Here is a 25,521-nt window from a genome sequence, read left to right on the forward strand (position 1 = left end):
AACCCCTCTCTAAAGGAGTGGAATACTTAAAAACATCATGGTAATTGGGGAATAAAAAATTGAAAATCCTTTAGAGAACCACCCCGGCCTGCGGCCACCCCTTCTTTGAAAGGAGGGGTGCAAATGCAACTTCTAATGAATATTTTGTTCGAAACGCATGCGTTATTACTTTTCACGTGCCACAAAGAAATTCTCCCTTTGGGGGTGAGGGGGGATTAAAGCCTATCCCTCTCTTCTGCCTGTACGTTACGCTGATTGTCGCTAAGCCTGAAGTTTCCGAAGTTATATTTAAATCCTACACGTACATATCTGGATTCCGGCTGCGCGAAGAATCCGTTATCCTGATTGAGATAGCTGGATCGAAGCCAGGTGTTGGTTTCGTCAAGAATATCTTCAAGATTTAGTGTCAATTCCGCCCTGTTGTTCCAGAGTGATTTTCTGAAGCCAATGGAAAGTGTGGTCATGGGATCAAAATTATAGGAACCTGTAATGTAATCTGAAACGTAGGTAAGACTAAGTTCTCCCGTAAAAGTCCCGTCTTTGGAGAGGGTAAAGCTGTTATACCAGCTTCCCAGAAAACCATCTATTGCAATATCCACGGGCACGTTTCCGCTTTCTAAAGCCATAAAGGTTTGTTCCTCGTGGAAAAGAGAAAAATATCCATAGGTATACCAGAAATCTGTTAACGATCTGCCATGACTAACATCCAGTCCGTAAGAAACACTCTCCAGGAGATTTACACTTACATTTCGAATTGTGCGGTTATCATTGTCCTGAAAACTGAGCACCTGTGTGGAAGGCCCATTGTCCCGGTAATAAAGATCAAAAAAATAAGCGCTTTTCAGGGTGTAATTCAGGTTGAAATTATCACTGATGGCTGCCCTTAAATTCGGATTTCCGGAGTTGAAATTATTTTCGTTGAGAAAATATCTGAAAGGATTGAGGCTTTCGTAACGTGGCCGTTGTATCCTTCGGCTGTAATCGAAAGAAAGGCTGTGATTCGCAGAAAGATTATGCATGAGGTAAAAAGTAGGAAACAGCTCGAAATATTCCCGGTTATGCACCTGGTCCATAGATCGGGATTCCCCTTCCCGCTCGGTATATTCCCCGCGTAAACCAGCTTTAACACTCCAGCTTTCCCAGTCTTTTGCCGCACTTACATATCCTGCAAAGATGTTCTCGTCGTAAAGAAAATTATCAGACAAAGTTTCGTTATAATCTGTTGATCCATTTTCCACATCAAAAAAGTCGATGCCGCTTTCCGAATCAATCACAGATGTTTTCACCCCGGCTTCAAAAGTTGTACCCGCAAGTGGAGTTACATAATCCAGCTGAGCTGTGTAAATATTGATTTGTTGTTTGGCTTCGGTGAAGAAGTCATTTTCCTGGATAAGTGCTCCGCTGCTATCCTCATAATCTGTAGATACCTCCTGAAATCTATCCTGATCATACCTTGTATAATGTCCTTTTGCTGAAATTTCTGCACCTTCTGTTTTCAGTTGATGTTTGTATTCAAGATCCATCCCTAAATTGGACTGATCTTCTTCTAATCCGCTTACGGTTTGAAAATTGGCAAAAGCGCTGTTTGCCATGCTGGAAATATCAGTGAAAACATTATTATCAAAGGTTTTGTTCGGGGAATAAAGTCCATTTGAAGAAAAGCTAAGAGTATTCCTGTCATCTATGTAATAATCCAGAATTACATTGGCATTATGCGCATTGGACCTGGTAGTACGGTCAAAATCTGTTTCCCAGCGGGAAAGCACATCCCGGTCGTCCATGAAATTTATATAACTTTCATCTTCTTTAAATTCTTTCCGCGGATTAAAACTGTAATTCGCAAACACATTCAGTTTGTCAGCTTTATAATAATGGCTGGTCCCGAAAGTGTACTTCGGAAAAATTGCCTGTGTCAAAGCAGCATTCACGCTACCTTTATACCCAATGGTGATCCCTTTTGAAGTAACGATATTTAGAATAGAACCACCTTCGGCATCATAACGTGCCGGCGGATTTGTAATTACTTCTATAGACTGAATATTTTCTGCGGAATAACTCTCCAGCAGATCCCTCAATTCCGAAGCGGTTAAATGGACTTTCCGGTCATTGATGTATACCTGCACGCCCTGGTTGCGCACCTGTAGATTTCCGTTTGCCACCAGTACTCCCGGAGTACGCCGAAGAATATCCCAGGTGTTTCCGCTGGAAAGGCTGGTATTGGCCACATTAAAAACGAGTCGGTCTATTTCTCTCCGGACTGTCGGATTTTTAACATTGATGGCGACTTCATCAAGATTAGAAACACTTTCAGATAAAATAAATTCCCCCAGATTTTCGTCTTTGGAAACGTTAATCTTCCGAAGCATTTCTTCAAAACCCACAAAAGAAACTTTTACCAGATACTCATTCGCGGCTATATTTTCGAAATGAAATGTACCAGATTCTTCAGAAACGGCCCCTTTTACCACCGAAGTGGAATCATCTGCATTTAGAAGGATTATATTTGCATAAGGCACAGGATTACTGGCTTTGTCAAGGACTTTCCCCTGAACTTTATGTTGGGAGATGGCTGCTGCAGAAGATAAAAAGAGTAGGGTAAACAGAAGGGGCTGGCAATAATTGGTCATGTAAAAATGGTTGTTGGCTTGATAATAGGTACAAAATCAAACAAATATAACATTTCTACCAAAACGGCAAAATATAAAAGAAGCCCTGCCTCTCCGTATTTTTGCGGGAGGAAAAAGGATAGGTAACATAATGATCCTCACATAAGAGGATCCATACAGGAGCTTTTCTTAGCCTTCTTTTACCTCGATTTCTTCTTTATCAGTTTTTTGAACATTCTTTTTCATAGCATCATATAAAACCTGCTGGATCTCCGTACGGGTATCGAGCTGGTATAGCCGGTGGTTTTCACGGGTTGGGGAAACCCGGTTTGATAGAAAAATGTACAACAGATCTACTTCGGGATCCATCCACACCATTATTCCGGTGAAGCCTGTATGGCCAAAGCTGGCCTGGCTGGCATCGGGAGCTGTGTTATTCACCACACCCTTGCTGTTTGGCCGGCGTTTATCGAATCCCAGTGCACGGTAATTATCGGAATCCGGAAACTGACGTTTTGTGAATTTCTTTAAAGTTTCTTCCTTGAGATATCTTTTTCCGCCATATTCTCCCATGTTCAGATACATCTGCAGGAGTTTGGCAAGATCATTTGCATTGGCAAAAAGCCCTGCATGTCCCGAAACTCCGCCCAGCATAATAGCACCTTCATCATGTACGGTTCCATGGATAGGCTCATGCCGAAATGCATAATCATGCTCTGTAGGAACTATTTTATTTTTTGGATACTCCGGATTAAAACCCATGGTCGTAGCACCGAGTGGTCCGTAGAAACTATTTTCTAAAAATGTTGGAAAATCTTCCTCCGTTCTGCTTTCCACTACCCGTGGCGCCAGGATGAAAAAAAAATCGGAATACACGTACTCCTTCTCTTCCCGTAAAGGCGACTTGCGAATGGCCTTTACGATCTTGTTGGGATAATTGCGGTGCAGGTACATATTTTCTGTGATCTTTATAGGATACCTGGCCGAAGAGTCTTTTTTGATGGTCCACCAGCGGTAGCTCCCGTTTTTTCTAAGGGTATTTTTCCAGAAAGGGATCCATGGCTGAAACCTTGCCTGGTGCGTAAGGATATCGGTAAAAGGAATATCTGATTTATTGGATCTTTTAAACTTCGGAAGATGATCTGCAAGCGTGCCGTCAAGTTCGAATTTGTCCTCTTCATACAATTTCATCAAAGCCGCCATGGAAGTAGAGATCTTTGTCACCGAGGCCAGGTCGTACAAATCATCTTTTTTAACCTTGATCGTGTCGTGATATACATGCTCGCCATAGGCTTTATGAAAGATCACTTTTTGATCTTTTGCCACCAATATCTGCCCACCGGGCGTGGCTTTCACAGTAATAGCCTGGTTCATTAGAGAATCGATGTGGTGATTGAGCATCTTTGAATCCATTCCCACTTCTTCGGGCAGCGTGTAACTGAACCTTATCCCGCCCTGCACTTCGAGTCCGTCGCCAGATTTGAATTTATCGCCAACACTCACCGGAAGTTTTCCGTTGGCACTAACGCCACCAAAGATCAGCTGGGCGGCAAGTTCCTGCGCATTTTCAGTATCCTGATAGGTAACGATCAAAGCTTCGGAATTCTCTATGCCATCGATCTTATTCAGTACATACGGATTCTTGAAAAAGGTAAAAATGCTGTTCTTTTTTCCGGACAATTCCGTAATCAAATCTTGTGCTTCGGAAGACAGTTTCAGGGAATTCCGGGGGAATTTACTCTGGTCATGGATACCTCCAATGACGAGATCATAACCAGCCAGTTTTTCCCTCACTTCCTGGACTCGTTCTTCGGAAGCATCTACGGGAAGCCTGAAATGGTTTACCTCAGCATACAGACTCAGGGCTTCCTGAAAAGCTGTTTTTTTCTTAGCTCCGAAAGAAACGGAAGCAATTTTCAATTCATGCAGCTCCCTGATGGGAAGCATATTATTCTCATTCTTTAAAACCGTAAGGGAGGCTTCCACCAGTTTCCTGTTGAGCAGCACAGCTTCGGGATTGTTGACATCATCCATAATATCTTTTGGTGAAACAGGCTCATACTCGTTCAATCCCACCCATTGCTTGACAGCAAGTATTTTTCTAACCCGTTGGTCAACTTCCTTCTGACTGATTAATCCGGCGTTTATCGCTTTCCTGATCTCCGAAATGGCTTTTGGAACATCTTCTGTAAATTCCAGTAAATCATTTCCGGCAAGAATTGCGTCTTTATCTACTACTCCGGGAAGATTTCCATTGGTCACCCCTTTCATGTTCATCGCATCGGTCACGATAAGGCCTTCAAACCCCAGGGTTTCTTTTAGCAGTCCTGAAATAATTGGCTTTGACAGCGTGGAAGGAACTCCTGTAGTATCCAGCGCAGGGATATCCAGATGTGCTACCATGACTCCGCCGATTCCTGCTTCCATAATTTTTTTGAATGGATATAATTCCAGCGAATCCAGCCGCACCAAAGGATGGTTTATTTGCGGCAGGCTATAGTGAGAATCGGTATCGGTATCCCCGTGTCCGGGAAAATGCTTGGCTGTGGTCAACAAATGCTCATCCTGCATCCCACGCATGTAGGCAATAGATTTATCGGCCACATTGAATTTGTCTTCTCCAAAAGACCTGTAGTTGATCACAGGATTGTTTGGATTGTTGTTCACATCAACCACCGGCGCAAAATTTAAATGAAGGCCGGTACGTTTAATTTGCTTTGCGACCTCCACTCCCATTTTATATAGTAATTCATTATCCTGAATCGCACCTAAAGCCATTTGAAAAGGATAATTTATCGTGTTGTCCAGGCGCATTCCCAGTCCCCATTCGGCATCGATGGCTCCAAGTAACGGCACTTTGGAAGCTTCCTGATAGTCATTCATCAACCTGACCTGCGTGGCAGGGTCTCCCTGAAAGAATATGACTCCGCCTATTTTTTGTTCCTCAATAAGTTTCAGAATCTCCTTTTTATGGTCTGCTCCCCTATTGGAGTAAGCCGCCACCATGATGAGCTGGGCAATACGTTCATCGGGCGACAGGGTAGTCATCACTGAGTCCACCCAGGCACTGTTCTGGTATTTCTGAAAAGGGGGTTTTTCCGGAGAAAATTCCTGAGCCTGTGAAGGCAAAACACCAAATAGCACAGCCAGTAATAAAAGTAAGGACGATCTTTTTTTCATATTCAAATTGTTTTTCCGGAAATAGATCCCGGTGGTATTCCTGTTACACTTTAATATATATTTTCTTCTTATCCATCCAGTATCCCATCAACCACAACAATAAAACATAAGTAATGGCAAATAACAAGGAGGCATTATAATCTGTTAGCCAGCTAAGATAAAGGTTTTGATAAATCCAGCCTTTCATCGTGGAATCCCCGATTAATATAATGTTCATCAACATCACAAATACCCCGGACATTACAAAGATGAACAACGGATTCTTCCCGAAGACCTCAAAGAAGTAAGTCCACTTTTTAAAAGAAGCCACTTCAATAATCCAGATCATCGCACCAATTAAAATAAGGTCCCAACCTATGGTCAACAACACATAGGAACTTGTCCAGATCGGTTTGTTGATTGGAAAAATAAGATCCCAGGCCTCTCCCAGTATCACAAAAATAATTCCGGCGGCTACGAGTTTCCAGACCGTGTTCAGGTTATTCCCCAACCGCTGAATAAAAACACCGGCGACATACCCAGCAATAACGTTTACAATGGCCGGTAAAGTACTTAGCAAACCTTCGGGATCGAAAGGAATTCCGAAGCCTTTATATAAATTTTCAGGGGAAATAAACAAGAGATCAAATTTTAAGGCGGCGTTCCCTTCCAGACTGTAGGGAGCCGCAGGATCTCCAAACCAATACATGATCCCCCAATACCCGAACAGAATAACCAGTCCTGCAATAATGGAGCCTTTCAACCTGAAATATTTCACGATTATGGAAGCAAAGAAATAACACAGCGCAATGCGTTGCAGCACCCCCATGATTCTCATGGATGAAAAATCCTTTAGCAACAGTTCCCCGCCAGATCTATAGAAAAAAGGAAAAGCACTGAGAAATAATCCTATAAGGAAGATCAAAAATGTTCTTTTGAATACTTTTTTCAAAAAAACAGCATCTCCTTTTTCCCTGAATTTCCTCATGCTAAAGCTCATGGCGTTTCCTACAACAAAAAGAAAGGTGGGAAAAACAAGATCGGTAATAGTAAATCCATGCCATGCTGCATGTTTGAAAGGTGCATAAATGGTGCTCCAACTTCCGGGCGTGTTGACCAAAATCATAAGTGCAATAGTTAGACCTCTAAGAACATCCAGCGCCAGGTATCGTTGGCGGGTTAATTTTTCATTTCCGGTTGTTGATATGTCTCCGGAAGGGGAAATTACACTCATTTTAATATAAATTTTATTCTGGGCATTTTTATGCAGCACCCAACATCGCGAAACATTTCAGTATTTACAGCTGCATAAAAATATAAATTTTTACTAAATAAACCATCTTTTATAAAATTTTTACTAAAGTCTTTTTTAAGAAGAGTTTTTTATCTATTTTTAAATCTTCAAAAAGTTTATATTTTACCTTTCGAAAATATTAAACAACACTTTTTGTAAAAATATGAGAAACCTGGAATTATTAATTGAACAAGAACAGCTGGAGAATTCCAGTAATGTAGAGCGGAAAAAACACCTTCAGAAAATCAAAATCCTTCAGAATTTATATTTCCAGGGGGCACAGACAAATACAGAAATCTGTGATCATTTTAATATTAGTTCACCCACGTCTATAAGATTACTAAACCAGCTTATTGAAGAAGGCTGGATCAAGAAAGACGGCCGGGGTAAATCTGCCGGGGGAAGAAAGCCCGATTTATATACGCTTCAGGAAAAACGTTTTTATGTAGTTGGAATCCAGCTTGAACGATTCAAGATAAAGATGGCCATTTTTGACAACCACAATAATAAAATTTTGGAATATGAAGATATTCCGTTTCAAATAGAAGAGGAAAAAAGTATCGTGGATCATTTATTTGAAACCACGAATAGTTTAGTAAAAGAATCTGATATAGATTCCAGTGATCTTTTGGGTATTGGAATAAGTATGCCGGGGCTGGTTTCTTCCAGGGAAGGAAAGAATTTCACGTATTTCCTGAATGAAGAAGATTCTGAATCCCTTGAGCAGGTACTTAAAAAGAAGTTTGGCAAACCTGTGTTTATTTTAAATGATGCGAAAAGTGCATGTTTAGCCGAATTTAATTTTGGGTTGGCTAACCAGCGGAAGAACGTACTGGTGATCTCCATGGACTGGGGTATAGGTTTAGGAATCATTATAGAAGGAAAAGTGCACCAGGGATCTTCGGGCTTTGCCGGAGAATTCGGGCATATTCCACTTGTGGATGACGGTTTGCTTTGTCACTGCGGAAAACGCGGATGCCTGGAAACCGTTGCTTCGGGAATGGCCCTCGCAAGAATGGCGAAAGAAGGAATTAAGGCAGGAGAAAGTTCTATATTGAGTAAATTTTCTGAAAAAGATATTGAACGACTTCAGCCCGAGACCATTATAGCAGCAGCGAATAAAGGAGACCAGTTTGCTATCAACATATTATCTGAAGTGGGTATTAACCTGGGAAAAGGAATTGCCATTCTAATTCAGCTTTTCAATCCCGAACTTATTATTCTGGAAGGGAAATTTGCCGATGCAGATAAGTTCATCACCACTCCAATTCAGCAGTCCATGAATACCTATTGTATGGCGCAGCTTAGAGAGAAAACAAAAATTTCCCTGTCCACGCTGGGAGATGACTCGGTACTCCTGGGATCTGTTGCCACTGTGATGGAGAACATTTTTGAAAAACAAATTACACTAGCTAACAATCTTTAGATCCCAATCAGGAAAAATCAATAATAAATTATCTGAATTAAAATTATGGCCAGATTAAATCTTCTCGAAGAGACACGTTTTGAAAAAGTTCCGGTAACTGTTTATGAAAACCAGCATATCGCTTCTAAAAAAGTAGCCGATCGTATTGCTGCATTGATAAAAAGAAGACAGGCACAAGGAGAAAATGCCGTTCTCGGACTTGCTACAGGAGCCACTCCAGTAGAGGTTTATGAAGAACTGGTGAGAATGCACAAAGAGGAAAGTTTGAGCTTCAAAAATGTGATCACCTTCAACCTGGATGAGTATTACCCAATGAACCCTACCTCCAGGCAAAGCTATGTCACCTTCATGTATGAGAACCTTTTTGACCATATAGATATTCCAAAGGAGAACATTCATATTCCCGACGGAACCCTGGACAAAGAAGATATCGCTGAATATTGTATAGCCTACGAGAACAAGATAGGCGCGCTTGGCGGACTTGACCTTCAGGTACTCGGGATAGGTAGAACAGGACACATTGGTTTTAACGAACCTGGTTCTGCACCAAATTCAGGTACAAGGCTTGTGACCTTGGACGATCTTACAAGACGCGATGCTTCAAGGGATTTTGGAGGAAAAGAAAATGTACCTACCAAGGCAATTACGATGGGAATTGGTACCATTTTCAAAGCCAGGGAAATTATCCTGATGGCCTGGAATACCAAAAAAGCATCCATCATCAAAAAAGCAGTGGAAGGGGAAATATCGAGTGAAGTTCCTGCCACTTATCTTCAGCTATCTGAAAATACCGAGTTTGTTTTAGATGAAGATGCCGCATCAGAACTTACCCGTTTTGACACACCATGGCTTGTAAAAGACTGCGTGTGGGATGATAAATTGATAAAAAAGGCGGTGATCTGGCTATCGGGAGCTGTGAACAAACCCATCCTGAAGCTTACCGATGAAGATTACAACAACAACGGAATGGCGCAGCTGGCTACAGAAAAAGGGCCTGCCTACAACATTAATATCGATGTTTTTAACAAACTTCAGCACAGTATTACCGGCTGGCCGGGAGGTAAACCCAATGCCGACGATTCTCAACGGCCGGAAAGAAAAGAACCGGCTCATAAAAGATCTTTAATATTTTCCCCACACCCCGATGATGACGTGATCTCCATGGGAGGTACCTTCATACGCCTGGTTGACCAGGGGCATGATGTACACGTGGCTTACCAAACTTCCGGAAATACTGCAGTCTGGGATACCGATGTGCTTAGGTATGTGGAATTCGCCATAGATTTCAACAGGAGTATTGGAGAAGATGTTTCCAAGTTGGAAAAAACATATGAAGAGATGCGACTCTTTATAGAGAAGAAAGAGCCAAATCAAATTGATTTACCCGAAGTAAGGAATGTAAAAGCCTTTATCCGGAAAACAGAAGCCATCGCAGGGTCAAGGTTTGCAGGGCTTCAAGATAAGAACATTCACTTTATGGCACTTCCGTTCTATGAAACCGGAAAAACAGTGAAAAACCCGGTGACAGACAAAGATGTTAATCTCACCGTGGAATTACTTCAGAAGATAAAACCACACCAGATTTTTGCTGCAGGAGATTTTGCAGATCCACACGGGACTCACCTGGTTTGCTTTAAAATAGTACTGGCGGCCATGGAAAGACTTCGGGAAACCGAAGAATGGGCCCGGGAAACCTGGTTATGGATGTACAGGGGAGCATGGCATGAATTTGCCACCCACGAGATCGAAATGGCCGTGCCTCTTTCCCCTCAGGAAGTAGAACGAAAGAAAAATGCCATTTTCCAGCACCAGTCCCAAAAGGATCGCCCTGTATTTCCGGGAGATGATGAAAGAGAATTCTGGGTACGTGCGCAGGAAAGAAACAGGGAAACCGCTGTTAATTATGACAAATTAGGATTGGCAAATTACGAAGCCATGGAAGCTTTTGTAAGATGGAAATTTGAATAATTTAAAAATAGAATGAATAAAGTCCTCTTAGTTGTTTCCGTTTTTGCCCTGTTGTTCCTCTCGATGTCCTGCGGATCCAACCCCTACTCCAGAACAAATAGGGAACATAAAAAACAGGCAAAAGAATATGCGAAGCAACTAAGGACTTTTCCTCCCAAACAAGCTGAAGGTGAAGTACCGTTGAAATACGGGGAGCATTGGGTGGGCACTACCAATTTTAACCTGAGAAAGCCCAACTTTGTGATTATACATCATACCGCACAAAATTCGGTAGACCATACGCTGGAGACTTTCACCTTAAAAAGGACTTCCGTGAGTTCTCATTATGTAATTGGCGACAACGGCGAGATCTACCAGATGCTTAACGATTACTACAGAGGCTGGCATGCAGGCTCGGGAAAATGGGGAAATGACACCGACCTTAATTCTTCTTCCATAGGAATAGAACTTGATAACAATGGGTTTGAACCTTTTTCTGAAGAACAAATAGCAAGCCTTATCGATCTTCTAAAGGTTTTAAAGGAACGGCACGGAATCCCGACCGCTAATTTCATTGGGCATTCTGATATTGCCCCCAGCCGAAAAGTGGATCCAAATGTCACTTTTCCGTGGAAGCGGCTGGCAGAAGAAGGCTTTGGTCACTGGTATGATGACATTGCCGTAACACCAAAAATTGTAGGTGACAGTATTTCTACTGAAAATCAGGATAATTCTGAGATCAGGGAACTCCAGGTAGCCGAAACAGAGATTTCGGAAACAGCCAGTGAAAGCGACAGCCTTTCCCTTAGCATTAATCCCGAAATAGCTTTAAGGATCATTGGCTATGATGTAAGCGATTTGGAATCGGCCATTAAAGCATTTAAACTACATTTTATTCAGAAGGATGTAAATGCAGTTTTAACCGAAGAAGATCTTAAGATCCTGTATAATTTGTACAGGAAATATTTATAACCCTACCCTACCACCATGCGTACAACCTTCTCCTCTTTGACATTTTTGATTGTCCATTTTTTAAGTCTTACCTCTTTTGGACAAACCAGTATAAAAGATCTGGAAATTATATCCCGTAAGCAATGGAACGCAGAACCGGCAAGAACAGCAGAGATGGTTCGGCATATTCCCACATTTATTACCATTCACCATACAGGTACCAATCAGAACCTGGAAAGAAGTACCGAGGCAAAACTCAAAGCCCTGCAACAATTCTCTTATTCCGAAGGAGTTCTGGGGGACGGAATAACTCCGAAAAAACCATGGGGAGATGTACCTTATCATTACTACATCGCAGCAGATGGAAGCATTGCTGAAGGCAGAGAAATCCATTTCGAAGGCGATTCGAACACGGATTACGATTTAACCGGCCATGCACTGGTCGTTGTAGAAGGGAATTTCAACAAAGAAGAATTCTCCGATAATCAGTATAATCAGCTTGAAAAACTGGTCACAGTACTCGCTGAAAAGTACAAGATTCCTGCAGACAAAATTTCTAGCCATAAAGACCAGGCAGAAACATCCTGCCCGGGAGATGATCTTTATAAATTACTACCACAATTAAGAGAAAAGATAGAAAGCATAGAAAACCCGCGTGTTACAATAGGGGCCGAGCAATTGTTTTCACCGGAATACGAACAGCTCGTAAAAGGGAAACGCGTAGGACTGGTCACCAACCACACGGGATTACTTCCGGACGGGAAACACCTTATAGATCTACTCCACAACCATCCCGATGTGGAATTGTCCCTGCTTTTTGGCCCTGAACACGGACTTCGGGGAGAAGAAGATACCCACGTCTCCAATGGAACCGATCCAAAAACTGGATTACCAATAATCTCTCTCTACGGAAAACTCAGGAAACCCACTCCCAAAATGCTTCAAAAAGTTGATGTGCTTGTTTTTGATATTCAGGATATAGGCGCACGTTTTTACACCTATATCAAAACCATGCTCAACGCACAGGAAGCAGCGGCTGAAGCAGGAATCCCTTTTATAGTACTGGACAGGCCAAACCCCATCGCCGGCACATATGTTGACGGACCGGTTGGAAAAGCCCTGGCTCCGGAGTCAGGTACAGGAAATATTCCTGTTACCCACGGAATGACAGTTGGGGAACTGGCCATGATGTTTAATGGAGAGCGTGAAGAGCAACAACTACCAACAGCCGATTTGACGGTGATTCCCCTACAGAATTACAGCAGGGAGCAGTGGTATGATGAAACTGGGCTTCCATGGATCAAGCCTTCCCCGAACATGCTAAGCCTTCAAACCGCCATCGTATACCCGGCAACCTGCTTGCTGGAAGGCACTGATTATTCTGAAGCCAGGGGAACGGAATACCCTTTTGAACGAATTGGTTCCCCCTGGATAGACAATACCCAATTAAGCGAACAACTGAACAGTTACCAGTTAAAAGGAGTTGAATTCACCCCGGTGACTTTTGTTCCTGATAGCATTGTGGATGGCATACAGATTTATCCCCCAAAGTTCCTTGGAGAAGAAGTTAACGGGGTAGAAATGATCATTACAGATCGTGATTCTTTTAAATCTGCAGCTGCAGGAATTTACATTCTGCATGCGTTGAAGAAATTATATCCTGAGGATTTTGAATGGCGAACAGGAAGAATCGACGGATTATTGGGAACTTCAGAAGTTCGGGAGCAGCTGGATGAAGGAAAAAGTCCGGAGGAAATTATCAGTAAATGGGACAAAGACCTGGAAGAATTCAGAAGAAAAAGATCAAATTACCTGCTTTATTAACCTATAACCTACCCCGTCATGAAAAAATCAGTTGTTTTATTTTTGCTAATCCTGATTTCATTTCACGTATCCAGGGCTCAGAATTTCAAGTATGCTTTCGTTACCGATGTCCATATAGGATCTTCTACTTCCGAAGAAGATTTAAAAAGAACGGTAGCTGATATTAACAACCTTCCTGAGCTGGATTTCGTTCTCTTAACAGGAGATATTACCGAAATGGGCACGCTGGAAGAGCTGCAACTGGCCAAGGAAATTATTGAAGATCTTCAAATTCCATATTACGTTCTTCCGGGAAACCACGACTCCGGATGGTCAGAATCGGGCGGAGTGGATTTTATCCGTGAATTTGGCTACGACAAGTTTTCATTTGAACATGAAGGCTATAAGATTATTGGATGTGCTTCGGGACCCTACGTTAGAATGTCTGACGGTCATATTCCACGGGATGCCATCGTCTGGCTGGATGAAGTTCTTGCTTCCACACCCAAAGATCAACGTATCATTTTTGTGAATCATTATCCGCTGGACAACAGCCTTGACAACTGGTATGAAGCCACCGATCGTTTGAAGGAATATAATACCCAGTTTTCCATTTGTGGCCATGGACATCAAAATAAAGCCATGGATTTTGAAGGGATTCCCGGGACTATGGGTAGATCTAACCTGCGGGCAGGGGAAGAAATTGGAGGATATAACATTGTGGAAATAAATGATGATGTGGCACTTTTTTCAGAAAGAATTCCCGGTACAATCACCAAAGAACCATGGAGAGAAATAGAGCTTGGAAACAAAGAATATGATACTCAACAACAATTTGAACGTCCCTCTTATGCCGTCAATGATTCATTTCCTGAGGTAAAAAAACTGTTGGATTATCATTCAGACGCCAATGTAATTTCCACACCTGCCTATACCAATGGATTAGTAATTTTCGGAAACAGTACCGGCACTATCGAAGCTCTTTCTGAAGAAAGCGGGGCGACAGAATGGCATTTTGAAACCGATGGTGGCATCTTCTCTTCCCCCGCTGTTCATGAAAACCTGATAATAATGGGATCTGGTGACAAATCTATTTATGCCCTTAATTCCGCTACCGGGGAACTCGCCTGGAAAAATACTACAGAGGCCTCCGTTTTAGGGTCACCTGTAATAGAGGAAGGAATTGTCTTTATTGGTGGAAGCGATGGAAAATTCAGGGCAATAAATGCTGAAAACGGAAAAACGCTATGGACATTTGATGGAATTGAAGGCCCCGTAGTTGGCACTCCACTTATCTATGACAGTAAAATTATTTTTGGAGCCTGGGACAAGCACTTATATGCCTTGGAAATTGAAAGTGGCAGCCTTTCCTGGAAATGGACCAATGGTTCTGCTAACCGCATGTTTTCCCCTGCCATGGTCACTCCTGTTGCGCATGATGGAGTGATTTACATCGTAGCACCGGACAGGTACCTTTCTGCTCTGGATGCAACCACCGGAGAAACTCTTTGGAGGACTAATGAGGCTGTTGTAAGGGAATCTCTTGGTATCTCTCAAGATCAAAACGAGATCTTTGCCAAGACAATGAATGATAGCATTGTGGCGTTTAAAACCACTAAGTCGACTCCGGAAATCTCCTGGAAAATGGATGTAGGTTATGGATATGATCATGTACCTTCCATGCTCTACGAACAAAACGAAAATATTCTCTTTGGAACCAGGAATGGGATCGTCTACAGCATTGATCCCAAGACTGAAAAAATCAACTGGGCCCATAAAATTGATAATTCCATGGTAAATACTATTCGGTTGATAGGAACTAATAAGGTGTTGGCAGCCACTATGGACGGAAAAGTGGTGATTCTTTCTGCGGAATAATAAATTTCCTGAAATATCTTCGGAATCAGAACAAAGAGTAGTTTTTAAACTGAATTGCTAAATTTTATTGACCTGCTTTCCCATACTTATAAATAACACAAAACTCCCGAAGCATCGGGAGTTTTGTGTTATAACTAATATTTTAAAGTCTCTTTACTTTCTTATTCTTCAGAGGAAAATCTTCTGAAAAATTGATGTTTTCCTTTATTTTTCTGAAGTTGTTTCAGGGTTAATAAAAAGATCACTTTGCGCCAGCTGGATGATCTTGTTATCGTCCTGATCCAGGACTCGTTTGGTACGTAAATATCGGTTGTAGTTGTACTCGTCAAAGTCGGCTGCGGTCGTGTCCATTGTACTTATGTGTACATCTCCCATGGAATGGATGAACTTGTTATCACCAATCCACATTCCTACATGGATCACCCTTTCTGAAGTAGTATCGGTGGCTTTTCTTCCGAAGAAAAGGAGGTCTCCTGCAATAAGATTTTCAAAATTTCTGGTAGAATCTACCTCAACTCCGGTGTGGATTTGCTGAGATGCGTCCCGAGGGATAATCATTCCGTTTAAGAAAAAGATGGTTTTAGTATATCCGCTGCAATCCACTCCTTTCGGTGAAGTTCCACCCCACAGGTATGGCAATCCTTTAAGGGATTTGGAGGTCTTGATCAAAGATGCTCCTGTAGGCTGCAGAGATGCGACCCATTGCCTGTATGGCTGCGCTGCAGACTTCTCTACAAAGGCTTTTTTATCATTAGGGTATTTCACCTCATAGAAGCCGTTGGTCTCTCCTAGCACCTCTAAAATGTTTCCGGCAACAAGATCTGAAACCACCTCTCCATTAGCAGAAGCCTCTACATAAGAAAATCCGAAAGGCTCCAGGAAAATAACTTTTTCGGCTGCTCTCCAGGTGTCAAGGTCTTCTTCTGAAATTGGGGTAACTCCTCCGTAATCCACCCAGGCCAGGTAACCATCGGGTGTCTGGATGTAATACCAGCTTCCATCCTTTTTTAAAACTTTTACAGGCATTCCCAAAGTAGCCTGGGTCACAAGCTCTGCAGAATGAGACGGCCTGGAACGTAAATTGGCCACAGAGATCTTGATCACTCCCTCAGTTTTTCCTTCCAGTTCTTCTGAAGGCAACAATTGGATGCTATCGGTGTAAGTAATGTTTTCGACCTCAAGTTTCTCTTTCAGGTTTGCAACGGCCTCCGGAAGGTTTGATTCCCCCCGAAGAACATATCCGTTCTCATATTTGCGGCTCTCTACATCGAATAGCGCCACCCGCCCATCGGGTGCGTATTCCTCCCGGACTTCAGCAATGTATTTATCTGTTTCGTGAGGTGCTTCTGAAACTTCTGTTTTTTCAGATTTACACGCTCCCAGCAGCATCAAAAGACACACTGCAAGGAACCCCTGTTTTTGTATTGAAATCATATTCTTATTTTTAAAATCTTATTTAAATTTGGTCAATTTTGCACCTGTTCCATTCCTCTCCGGAAAATGTGTTTTTTCGTCGTACACCTTCACTCCGTCGGCAATATCATTTTTAATCAGCATTCCGCCGTCCATATCAACATAATCCAGCAAAGGTAACAAATGTCCGATTGCCGAGATTCCCACGGTCGATTCGGTCATACAACCCACCATTACTTTCATTCCCAGTTGCCGGGCTTCAGCAATCATACGTCGCGCAGGGGTAAGTCCGCCACACTTGGTTAATTTGATATTCACCCCATGAAAAAGTCCGGAGCATTTTTTCACATCGGTTTCTGTAATACAGCTTTCATCTGCAATCACAGGCAAAACCGATTCATTATATACTCTTTTCATTCCCTCTTTATCATCCTTTGGTAGAGGTTGTTCCAGGAATTCCACGTTCAGGTCTTTGAGAAGTTTTGAATTCTCGATCGTTTCTTCTGCCGTCCAGGCACAATTGGCATCTACCCGAAACACTGCATCACTGTGTTTTCTCAATTCCTTCACGATCTCCACATCTTCGTCTGTACCCAGCTTGATCTTATACAGCGGCCACGGAAATTGCTGCATTTTCTGTACCATCTTTTCTACGGAATCAATCCCGATCGTGTAATTAGAAAGTGGCAGATTCTTTAATTCCAATCCCCATAATTTGTACAGTGGCAGTCCGTTTCTCTTCCCGTGCAGATCGTGCATGGCAATATCCAGTGCACATTGTGCAAAAGACTTTCCTTTGAAATACGGATTAGTGATCTCCCATAATTCTTCAGGTGTTTTATGGATATTGGCCTCAATGATATGAGCAATCGATTTAATATCTTCACTCATACCCTCGACGGTTACCCCATAATACGAAGTTGCAGCCGCCTCTCCGTAACCCGTGAATTCCCCATCGCTTAGCTCCACGATCAACGTAGGCTGTAAATCCCGGGAGATATGGCTTATCCTGAAGGTGTCTTTTAATTCAAGGTCAAAAGAGTAGGTTTTAAGTTTCATTGCTTCCGTTTTTTCTTCCGCTTAAATGTTACAGATATTTCATTAATTATTTGCCTCTTTTGGTCTTTTCAGAAGAAATAATCCGAAGCAGGTGATTGCAGCATTGACAAGCAGGATTTCAAATCCGAATTTATACCCGTTGAACCAGGCTGTGGAATTCACATCAAGAAGGACGCAAATGATAGGCGACAAAATACATACCACCGGCACCAGTTTGTCTTTTACCTGCCTTTTTGATAAAAGTCCGAAAGCAAATAATCCCAGAAGCGGACCATACGTGAAACCTGCCACTTTGAACACAGCGTTTACCACACTACTGTCGTTTATCTGGCTAAATATAATAATCACACAAAACATGATGATGGTAAAGCCTATATGCACCAGAAGTCTCGTTCTCTTTTGCCCTTCTACTTTTCTTTTCGGCACATCGAGAATATCCACACAAAAAGAGGTGGTAAGGGCTGTCAATGCGGAATCTGCACTCGAAAAAGCAGCAGCCACGATCCCCAGCAGGAAGACGATTCCTGCAACTGTTCCGAAGTGATTTAAAGCGAGCATAGGATACAGATCATCGGTACTTTCGGGAACTGAAATTCCCTGATCCAAAGCAAATTTGTACAGCAGCACTCCTAACGCCAGAAACAATACAGTCGAAAAGAAGAAAGTAATGGAAAACCAGAAAATATTCTTCTGAGCATCTGAAGTTTTCTTAATCGTAAGGTTTTTCTGCATCACATTCTGGTCGAGTCCGTTCATGGCAATAGTGATGAAAATCCCGGCCAAGAAAGTCTTAAAGAAGTTACGATCCGAACGCCAGTCCCATTCAAAAATGTTGGACATATCACTTTCTGCCACTGTATTTACCAAACCCGGAATGGTAAGGTCTAAATGATCTACCACGATAAACATACTGATTATCACTGCCAGCAATAAAAAAGTAGTTTGCAGCGTGTCTGTCCATACGATAGTTTTTATTCCCCCACGGAAGGTATACAGCCAAATTAACAGAATAGTGGTGAAAACAGTGACATAAAACGGAATTCCAAAAGCATCAAAAAATGCGATTTGCAGCACCAAAGCTGCCAAAAACAACCTGAAAGAAGCACCAATGGTTTGTGAGATCAAAAAGAAGGAAGAGCCGGTTAAATAAGAGCTCCTTCCAAACCTGTTATTGAGGTATTCATAAATAGACACCAGTTTCAGCTTGTAAAACAGTGGAATGAGCACCAGGGCAATCACAGCATAACCTACCATATTTCCCATGACAAACTGAAGGTAGGTCCAGTTGGAATTCCCGACTTCCCCCGGGACAGAAATAAAAGTTACCCCGGATAAGGTAGCACCCACCATTCCGAAAGCCACCAGAAACCATGGAGATTCACGGTTTGCCGTAAAAAAGGTGGCATTATCGGCTTTACGGGAAGTGAAATAGCTTATGCCTAGAAGCAGTGCAAAATATCCGGCAATGATGCTAAAAACGAGTAGAGGGGTCATAAATTGGGATTAGAAAAGGTTGTTTAAAGCACATCAATTAAATATTGAAAACTTTAAACAACCCTTTTATTAAATGCTGTAGATCAAATTTTATTCTTCCATATTCCACCATAATGGAGTGGTTAATCTCACATATGGATCATTGGTTGGCATATTTTCATAATTACGGTCTTCTTCATTATATTCATACATCATAGCCTCCAGCCAGTCATCATCATTGGGGAAAATATCAAGATTTACATTTTCCGGACGTTGTAAACCAGGATAAATTTCTGAACTATAATCCATTCTTCTCATATCTACCCATGTCTCTGGATTCAACATATTAGCGATATATTTTTGAACCATTATTTCTGACAGACCTAAACCAGAAACACCTATGTTCGTTTCTATTTGTGTAATGTAATCCTCGATCTCTTCTCCGGGCATATTTAGTTTCTGCATATCTGCACGTATTCCTGTGATATACGCATCATAAGCTCCTGTAGCATCACCACTCCTTAGTTTAGCTTCTGCTTCAATGAATTTCACTTCACTGTAGGTCATCATGTACGTAGGTGAATCGGGCTGAGTATAGAAACCACCATTACCTAAGGAGTAATCATCAGGTGAATTTCCGTCTAAACCTCTTCCAGTGACCACCCCTTGGTATCCACCATTTACTGCTTCTGGAACAATAACTTCCAGACGTGGATCTTCATAGGGATTTTCCAGATCAAGAGAATTTTTCATCAACTCCACAAAAAAGTCTGAAAAGAAATCAAATCTTGATGACCCATAACCGTTTTCACTAAAAGGTTGGTTGTCATTTTCCATTTCTCCTCCACCATAGCTAATTAAGGCATTGTCTTCATTAGAGCTAAAACCTTTTTCAGCGGCATCCACTATTGCCTGAGGATCATATGCATGTTCCCCCGATGATTTTTTGCTTAAGTGGTTCAGGTATCTTGCTTTTATAGAATAAGCAAACTTTTTCCATTTCTCATGATCGCCTCCATACAGAACGTCACCTCCTTCATCATTAAGTCCTATGGGACTGTCTAAATCCAGCTCAACGACAGCCTGGTCCAAAAGCTCAAAAATCCGTTCGTAAACTTCTTCCTGGCTTTGAAATGAAGGTGTGATATTCATGGAAGACTCACTATCATAAGTTTCATCCAAAACTATATCTCCATATTGATCTGTAGTCATTCCCAAAATATAGGCGCGCAATATCTTCCCAACGGCAACATAATTTGGTGCTCCATGTTTTTCACCTAAAAAAATTAGATCTGCAGTGTTTGGAAGCGCATAGACGTAAGCGTTCTGCCATAAAAAATATTGCCCATTGGTCATAAAAGTATTCCATGATTCAGAGTAATATGCACTAGTATTCTGAGAACCATATTGAACTACCCCTAAAACCTCACGCACCCCACGATATTGCGCAGTGGCTACTGTATTCTCTATAGCTCCCTGTATTCTATATTGAGGCGCTAAAGATGTTGTAGTTGGTGCAGTTACAGATTGATTGACATCAAAATAATCATCACTACAAGAGCTCGCAGAACCTATGATGAAAACTGAAAGTAGATATCTAAATAATTTCATCTTTATAATTTTTTAAAATTTAAACCTTAATCCTATATCAACTCCTTTTGTGTTAGGAGTCCCTAAATTATCAATTCCCATGGATCCGGCTCCGGCAATGCCCGCACCAAAAGTATTTACTTCAGGGTCTACACCACTGTAATCTGTAATGGTAAATAAATTTCTTCCGGTAATATTTAACTGTGCAGAAAGAATGGATAAACTTTCCAGAAAACTTTCAGGCAAATTATAACTAAGTGTTACATATCTTAGCCTCACAAAAGATGCATCTTCAATAAAATTTTCCGCATTTCTTGAGTAGTAATTCTGGTAGTAAGATTGATCTTTTAATACCTCAGTTGTATTAGGATTTCCATCAACATCGACACCTTCAATTACAATCGTTTCACCTCTATCCACCGTATTTGCACCTAAACCATAATAAGCCAAAGCAGATTCTGTAGCATTATAAACCTCCTGTCCCTGAACAAAATCCAATAAGAAGGACAGATTCAAATTTTTATAACTCATAGAATTTGAAATTCCAAGGGTCCAGTCGGGAATACGATTGACATTATCGAAAACTGCTGCTTCAAGACTTGGTAAACCATTTGAATTTACTACTACCTGGCCATTTTCATTTGTAACCGGCCTGTTACCTCTAAGGCCAAATAATGAACCATCAAGAATAGCGGCACCGGCAGCAGTACTGTTAAACGTCCATGAATCAGACAAATAAACTTCGTTTAACTGACCTGGTAAATCTTCAACATGACTTTGATTTAAACCAAAATTAAAATTCATGTCCCATTGAAATTCCGATTCTCTGGATAATGGCCTCACCGATAGCATAGCCTCAATTCCTTTATTAATAATAGCTCCACCATTAAGAGTAGCATAAAAAGTTCCGGCAGAAGGTGGCACTCTTATGTCTCTTAGGATTTGATTATCAGATTCACTGTAGTAAAGACTTAGATCAAGACCCAACCTGTTTTGAAAGAAACGTGAATCGAGTCCTACTTCATAACTATCCGTAAACTCCGGCTCAAGGTTTGGGTTACCTACATTTACTCCATTATAAGTATAAGCAGAACTTGCAAGCCCGTTAATATTTGTTCCCAGAGAACTTTCCAATGCGCCAATAGGTGCATCCTTACCCACTTTTGCCCATGTAGACCTTAACTTTAGAAAGGTCAAACCATTTTCTGAAGTAATATCGTTTCCTGCATCTTTAAATAAATCTGTTATAACAGCAGATGCCCCTATGGATGGATAAAAGAATGATCTTTTATCTTCAGGCAAGGTAGATGACCAGTCATTTCTTCCTGTGGCCGTAAGGAAAAGTGCATCTTTCCAGGAGAGTTTTAGCTCTCCAAAAACACCTACAGTTCTCTTTCTCGTGATCACTTCCGAAATTGATTGGTTCTCCTGTAGCACGTTTCCGATGCTGTAGATACCCGGTGCCAAAAATCCTCTACCTGTAGCATAAACAGAATTTATTTCTAAATCTTCAACCGTATTACCTACTAAAGCACTAATATCGAAATCTTCTGAAAGATCTTTTTCATAACTCAAAATCAAGTTTGAGGTAGTCCTTCTATGGTTTCTCTCGGTTTGACTGATGTAGCCATCCTCACGGTTTTCTATTAATGAACCGTCGCCGGTAATTCTTTTGCTAAACTCATCATAATAATCTGTACCTAATTTGTAGGATAAATTAAAACCTTCAAGGAAGTTGTAATTAATACTTAAAATACCAATAAGCCTGTTGACCTTGTTGGTATTAGGACTGTTTTGTATACTCCAGTAAGGATTGTCGAACATTTGATCCTGATAGATCATTTTTTGAGAACCATCGTCATTTAAGTAGTCACTAATATCCACATTAATTGGGTAAGAAAGTAAACTGCTAAAACTACTTCCTGAAGCATTCCCTTGTTTTGTGCTGCTAATATCTGTAACTATATAATTGGCAGAAGCTCCAACAGTAAGATTATCATTAAATTGTGAAGTAGAGTTGATTTTAAATGAAGTCTTATCGTAATTAGTACCTTCTATCACTCCCTCCTGCGACAAATCACCAATAGAAAGATAAATTTGGCTCTTTTCCGAACCTCCTGAATAACTAACGTTGTGATTTTGTGTTATGGCTGTATTATAGAAATCTTCAATATGATTATACGTCTGGATACCGGAAGATAATCTTTCTCCCCAGGAGAACTCGGAATCTGAATCATAGGATAGACCTTCTTCAGTAACAAGTTCCCTTCCCTGTCCAAACATATCCTGAACATTGGGAGTTCCTAGTACTTCATCAAAAGAAAGAGATCCCGAATAAGAAATAGTACTACGCCCTGCTTTTCCTTTTTTTGTTGTTATAATCACTGCTCCTTCAGCAGCCTGAATCCCATAAAGGGCGGCTGCTGCAGGTCCTTTTAAAACCGAAATACTTTCAATATCCTCTGGGTTAATATCTGAAGCCCTGTTAGGACTAGCCACTTCAAGACTTGAGCTTGTTGAGTTATCAATAGGCACTCCATCAACTACTATTAAAGGTTGATTGTTACCCGTAATAGAAGAACCACCCCGAATAAGGATAACGGCAGAAGATCCCGGTGCACCACCAGAATTGGCTATTGTAACTCCGGAAACTTTCCCTTGAAGTCCGCTCACTACATTTGGTTGATTTCCTTCCATCAACTCCTCTCCCTGAACTTCCTGAACAGCATAACCCAACGCTTTTTTCTCGCGCTCAATTCCTAATGCTGTTACAACCACTTCGTTAAGACTCTCCATATCGGTAGCCATAGTAACATTGAGTGAAGATCGATCTCCTGCTGAAATTTCCCGTTTTTGAAAACCTAAAGACGAGAACACAAGGACAGGGTTCTCTTCACTTACAGATATTGAAAATTCACCATTAAAATCTGTCACTGTACCATTTGTAGTGTTCTTCACCAAGATGTTCACACCCGGCAAAGGCATATTATTATCATCCACTACAACTCCTGTGATCTCCCTCTCCTGTGCAAAAGATTGCAGAGTGGTAAGAAAAACGGCAAACAACATTAGCGTTTGTAACTTTCTTTTCATATTAATTTTGTTAAAATTTGCTAAAAAACCAGAAAGCAAGTTAAAATAAAACTTTAAATAATAAACTGATTCCTACGATTTTTTTATGGAAACGCACTTTCTTCTAATAAATTTTTATGAAAGAAAGAGATTCTGAGGGCTATACTACGGGTTATTTTTAATCAAAATTTCTTTAAATTCACTTTCATTTCCGGTTTTGTCTACGGTTGTTACGGCAATAGCTTTCACAGGTAATTTTCCTGATCTCGTTTCTATAAAAGCAGGGATTTCCAGCAGGTGGTCCTTCCGGTTCATTATTTTGTAATTCCAGGTGGCGTCATATCTGTAGTACACAACATACCTGAAAGCATCTTCGGCATCGGCAGGAACCCATGTAATCTTGAGGTTATTTCCATTTATTTCCGAAACTGCTAGGGGAGATTCAGGTGCTTTGTCATCCAGCCATGGTGTGGCCGGTACAAGGGCTTCTTTCTTATAGGGACCCTCTACTATGGCTTTTGCGAGGCTGGGGCTCTTTACCAGCGGACCAATGCTCCAGTGAACAACTCCCGGACTTTCGGCTAACATTCCTCGGGAAATCATAATTTGATTCAGGGTTTCATCTGCATTTTTTTCATCTCCACCCAAACCAACATTAATACCAGGCCATAAATGTCTTTTTTGATGGTTCTCTTCTTGCCACCAACCCAACAAAACCGGAAAACTCTGAGAAAATTGATTAATTTTCCAGTACAACTGAGGCGTATAATAATCAATCCAGCCTTCATTCAACCACAAGCGTGCATCTGCATACAATTCATTATGCTGATCCATTCCTGCAACAGATTTAGGATATCCAGGACGCCAGATGCCAAAAGGACTTAATCCGAATTTAACTTCAGGTTTTTCGGCTTTTATCTGCTTGTACAGATTTTTTATAAAATCGTTTACTCCTTCACGACGCCAGTCTGCCCTGGAAAGTTCACCTCCGGTTTGTTTATAGGCATTCCAGCTTTTGTCATCGGGAAAGTCTTTTCCGTTGTTATAAGAAGTGTAGGGATAAAAATAATCATCAAAGTGGATACCGTCTAGGTCATAACGGTTAATAAGATCCATCACCACTTTGGTTGATCGTTCTTTGGTTCCTTCCAGAGAAGGATCCATCCACCACATTCCGTTGGCAAGTTCCACAACCAGCTCCGGATTTGTTTTAATTACAGATTGATCACTGATTTCTTTTCCGGTGGTGTGATGTGCCCTATAAGGATTTAACCATGCATGTAATTCAAGTCCGCGGTCATGAGCTGCCTCAATCCAAAAATGTAAGGGATCATAATGAGGTTCCGGAGCTTTTCCCTGCTTTCCGGTTAAATAATAGGACCATGGTTCAAGCTCGCTCTCATAAAGTGCATCTGCCTGCGGCCGCACCTGAAAAACAACAGCATTAAAATTATTATTCTTTAAGAAATCCAGCAGTTCAATAGCCTCACGTTGTTGTTCCTGAGCACTTAATCCTGGTTTGCTGGGCCAGTTGATATTGGCAACAGTAGCAACCCACGCAGCACGAAATTCTCTATCCGCTTCCGGAAAATTTTTCTTTTCTTTTTTCACAACCGGAGCTGGCTGTATTTCTTCTTCAGCCACTTCGGGAGTTTCAGGAGCTTCAGGAACTTCAGGTGCTCCATTTTCTTCAGAAACCTGTTGTTCTTGTGGTTCGTTATCCTGAACCACAGGTTTAGGACTTGAACAGGAATTAAATAAAATCAGGACTATAAAAAATTTAAAAAACCAGGAACGTTGTAGGGACATATGATGATTTATTTGACGGTGGATAAATTATTATTTCAGGG

14 protein-coding genes are annotated in these 25,521 nt (G+C 41.4%); 5 read left to right on the plus strand and 9 right to left on the minus strand.

The window, feature by feature from the left end; translation table 11 throughout:
• Window positions 1-215: 215 nt before the first annotated feature.
• From IE056_RS10060 to IE056_RS10070, 3 genes are all read right to left on the minus strand, one after another.
• Window positions 216-2,627 carry an outer membrane beta-barrel family protein gene (locus IE056_RS10060; RefSeq protein ID WP_189604587.1) on the minus strand — a complete coding sequence of 804 codons (2,412 nt, stop codon included), beginning with the start codon at window positions 2,625-2,627 and terminating at the stop codon, window positions 216-218.
• Window positions 2,628-2,795: 168 nt separating this feature from the next.
• Entirely contained in the window at window positions 2,796-5,786 is a 2,991-nt protein-coding gene (locus tag IE056_RS10065; protein WP_189604588.1) for a serine hydrolase domain-containing protein, read from the minus strand.
• A gap of 43 nt (window positions 5,787-5,829) precedes the next feature.
• Entirely contained in the window at window positions 5,830-6,999 is a 1,170-nt protein-coding gene (locus tag IE056_RS10070; protein ID WP_189604589.1) for an acyltransferase family protein, read from the minus strand.
• 223 nt (window positions 7,000-7,222) lie between these two features.
• Here IE056_RS10070 and IE056_RS10075 point away from each other — a divergent pair, with 223 nt between their 5' ends.
• From IE056_RS10075 to IE056_RS10095, 5 genes are read left to right on the plus strand one after another with little or no spacing between them, the layout of a single operon-like run.
• Window positions 7,223-8,485 (plus strand): ROK family transcriptional regulator, encoded by a 1,263-nt coding sequence (locus IE056_RS10075; RefSeq protein ID WP_189604590.1) that lies wholly within the window; start codon window positions 7,223-7,225, stop codon window positions 8,483-8,485.
• Window positions 8,486-8,530: 45 nt separating this feature from the next.
• Window positions 8,531-10,453, plus strand: a complete 1,923-nt coding sequence (gene nagB / locus IE056_RS10080) for a glucosamine-6-phosphate deaminase (protein WP_189604591.1) — start codon at window positions 8,531-8,533, stop codon at window positions 10,451-10,453.
• A 12-nt stretch (window positions 10,454-10,465) separates the two neighbouring features.
• Entirely contained in the window at window positions 10,466-11,404 is a 939-nt protein-coding gene (locus IE056_RS10085) for an N-acetylmuramoyl-L-alanine amidase (protein ID WP_189604592.1), read from the plus strand.
• A gap of 15 nt (window positions 11,405-11,419) precedes the next feature.
• The gene (locus IE056_RS10090; protein WP_189604593.1) at window positions 11,420-13,207 is read left to right on the plus strand and encodes an exo-beta-N-acetylmuramidase NamZ domain-containing protein; all 1,788 of its coding nucleotides are present in this window, start codon (window positions 11,420-11,422) and stop codon (window positions 13,205-13,207) included.
• A gap of 18 nt (window positions 13,208-13,225) precedes the next feature.
• Window positions 13,226-15,064 (plus strand): outer membrane protein assembly factor BamB family protein, encoded by a 1,839-nt coding sequence (locus tag IE056_RS10095; protein WP_189604594.1) that lies wholly within the window; start codon window positions 13,226-13,228, stop codon window positions 15,062-15,064.
• Between the two features lie 204 nt (window positions 15,065-15,268).
• Here IE056_RS10095 and IE056_RS10100 read toward each other — a convergent pair whose 3' ends face one another.
• From IE056_RS10100 to IE056_RS10125, 6 genes are all read right to left on the minus strand, one after another.
• A complete protein-coding gene (locus tag IE056_RS10100; RefSeq protein ID WP_189604595.1) occupies window positions 15,269-16,498 on the minus strand; it encodes a C40 family peptidase in 1,230 nt (409 codons plus the stop codon).
• A gap of 18 nt (window positions 16,499-16,516) precedes the next feature.
• Window positions 16,517-17,536, minus strand: coding sequence for a dipeptide epimerase (locus IE056_RS10105; RefSeq protein WP_189604596.1), 1,020 nt, complete (start codon window positions 17,534-17,536; stop codon window positions 16,517-16,519).
• Between the two features lie 42 nt (window positions 17,537-17,578).
• Window positions 17,579-19,030: a sodium:solute symporter gene (locus tag IE056_RS10110; protein WP_189604597.1), complete on the minus strand. Its 1,452-nt coding sequence runs from the start codon at window positions 19,028-19,030 to the stop codon at window positions 17,579-17,581.
• 90 nt (window positions 19,031-19,120) lie between these two features.
• Window positions 19,121-20,620 (minus strand): SusD/RagB family nutrient-binding outer membrane lipoprotein, encoded by a 1,500-nt coding sequence (locus tag IE056_RS10115; protein ID WP_189604598.1) that lies wholly within the window; start codon window positions 20,618-20,620, stop codon window positions 19,121-19,123.
• Between the two features lie 12 nt (window positions 20,621-20,632).
• Complete coding sequence (locus IE056_RS10120) at window positions 20,633-23,692, minus strand: SusC/RagA family TonB-linked outer membrane protein (RefSeq protein WP_189604599.1); 3,060 nt, start codon at window positions 23,690-23,692, stop codon at window positions 20,633-20,635.
• A gap of 144 nt (window positions 23,693-23,836) precedes the next feature.
• Window positions 23,837-25,480, minus strand: a complete 1,644-nt coding sequence (locus IE056_RS10125; RefSeq protein WP_189604600.1) for a glycoside hydrolase family 10-like protein — start codon at window positions 25,478-25,480, stop codon at window positions 23,837-23,839.
• Window positions 25,481-25,521: the final 41 nt, after the last annotated feature.

Source organism: Salinimicrobium marinum, from assembly GCF_014651535.1.
Taxonomy (GTDB): domain Bacteria; phylum Bacteroidota; class Bacteroidia; order Flavobacteriales; family Flavobacteriaceae; genus Salinimicrobium; species Salinimicrobium marinum.

Bases quoted from the DNA above. Each gene is read 5' to 3' on its own strand.
- IE056_RS10060 (WP_189604587.1), bottom strand. From the start codon at position 2,627: ATGACCAATTATTGCCAGCCCCTTCTGTTTACCCTACTCTTTTTATCT.
- IE056_RS10065 (WP_189604588.1), bottom strand. From the start codon at position 5,786: ATGAAAAAAAGATCGTCCTTACTTTTATTACTGGCTGTGCTATTTGGT.
- IE056_RS10070 (WP_189604589.1), bottom strand. From the start codon at position 6,999: ATGAGTGTAATTTCCCCTTCCGGAGACATATCAACAACCGGAAATGAA.
- IE056_RS10075 (WP_189604590.1), top strand. From the start codon at position 7,223: ATGAGAAACCTGGAATTATTAATTGAACAAGAACAGCTGGAGAATTCC.
- nagB (WP_189604591.1), top strand. From the start codon at position 8,531: ATGGCCAGATTAAATCTTCTCGAAGAGACACGTTTTGAAAAAGTTCCG.
- IE056_RS10085 (WP_189604592.1), top strand. From the start codon at position 10,466: ATGAATAAAGTCCTCTTAGTTGTTTCCGTTTTTGCCCTGTTGTTCCTC.
- IE056_RS10090 (WP_189604593.1), top strand. From the start codon at position 11,420: ATGCGTACAACCTTCTCCTCTTTGACATTTTTGATTGTCCATTTTTTA.
- IE056_RS10095 (WP_189604594.1), top strand. From the start codon at position 13,226: ATGAAAAAATCAGTTGTTTTATTTTTGCTAATCCTGATTTCATTTCAC.
- IE056_RS10100 (WP_189604595.1), bottom strand. From the start codon at position 16,498: ATGATTTCAATACAAAAACAGGGGTTCCTTGCAGTGTGTCTTTTGATG.
- IE056_RS10105 (WP_189604596.1), bottom strand. From the start codon at position 17,536: ATGAAACTTAAAACCTACTCTTTTGACCTTGAATTAAAAGACACCTTC.
- IE056_RS10110 (WP_189604597.1), bottom strand. From the start codon at position 19,030: ATGACCCCTCTACTCGTTTTTAGCATCATTGCCGGATATTTTGCACTG.
- IE056_RS10115 (WP_189604598.1), bottom strand. From the start codon at position 20,620: ATGAAATTATTTAGATATCTACTTTCAGTTTTCATCATAGGTTCTGCG.
- IE056_RS10120 (WP_189604599.1), bottom strand. From the start codon at position 23,692: ATGAAAAGAAAGTTACAAACGCTAATGTTGTTTGCCGTTTTTCTTACC.
- IE056_RS10125 (WP_189604600.1), bottom strand. From the start codon at position 25,480: ATGTCCCTACAACGTTCCTGGTTTTTTAAATTTTTTATAGTCCTGATT.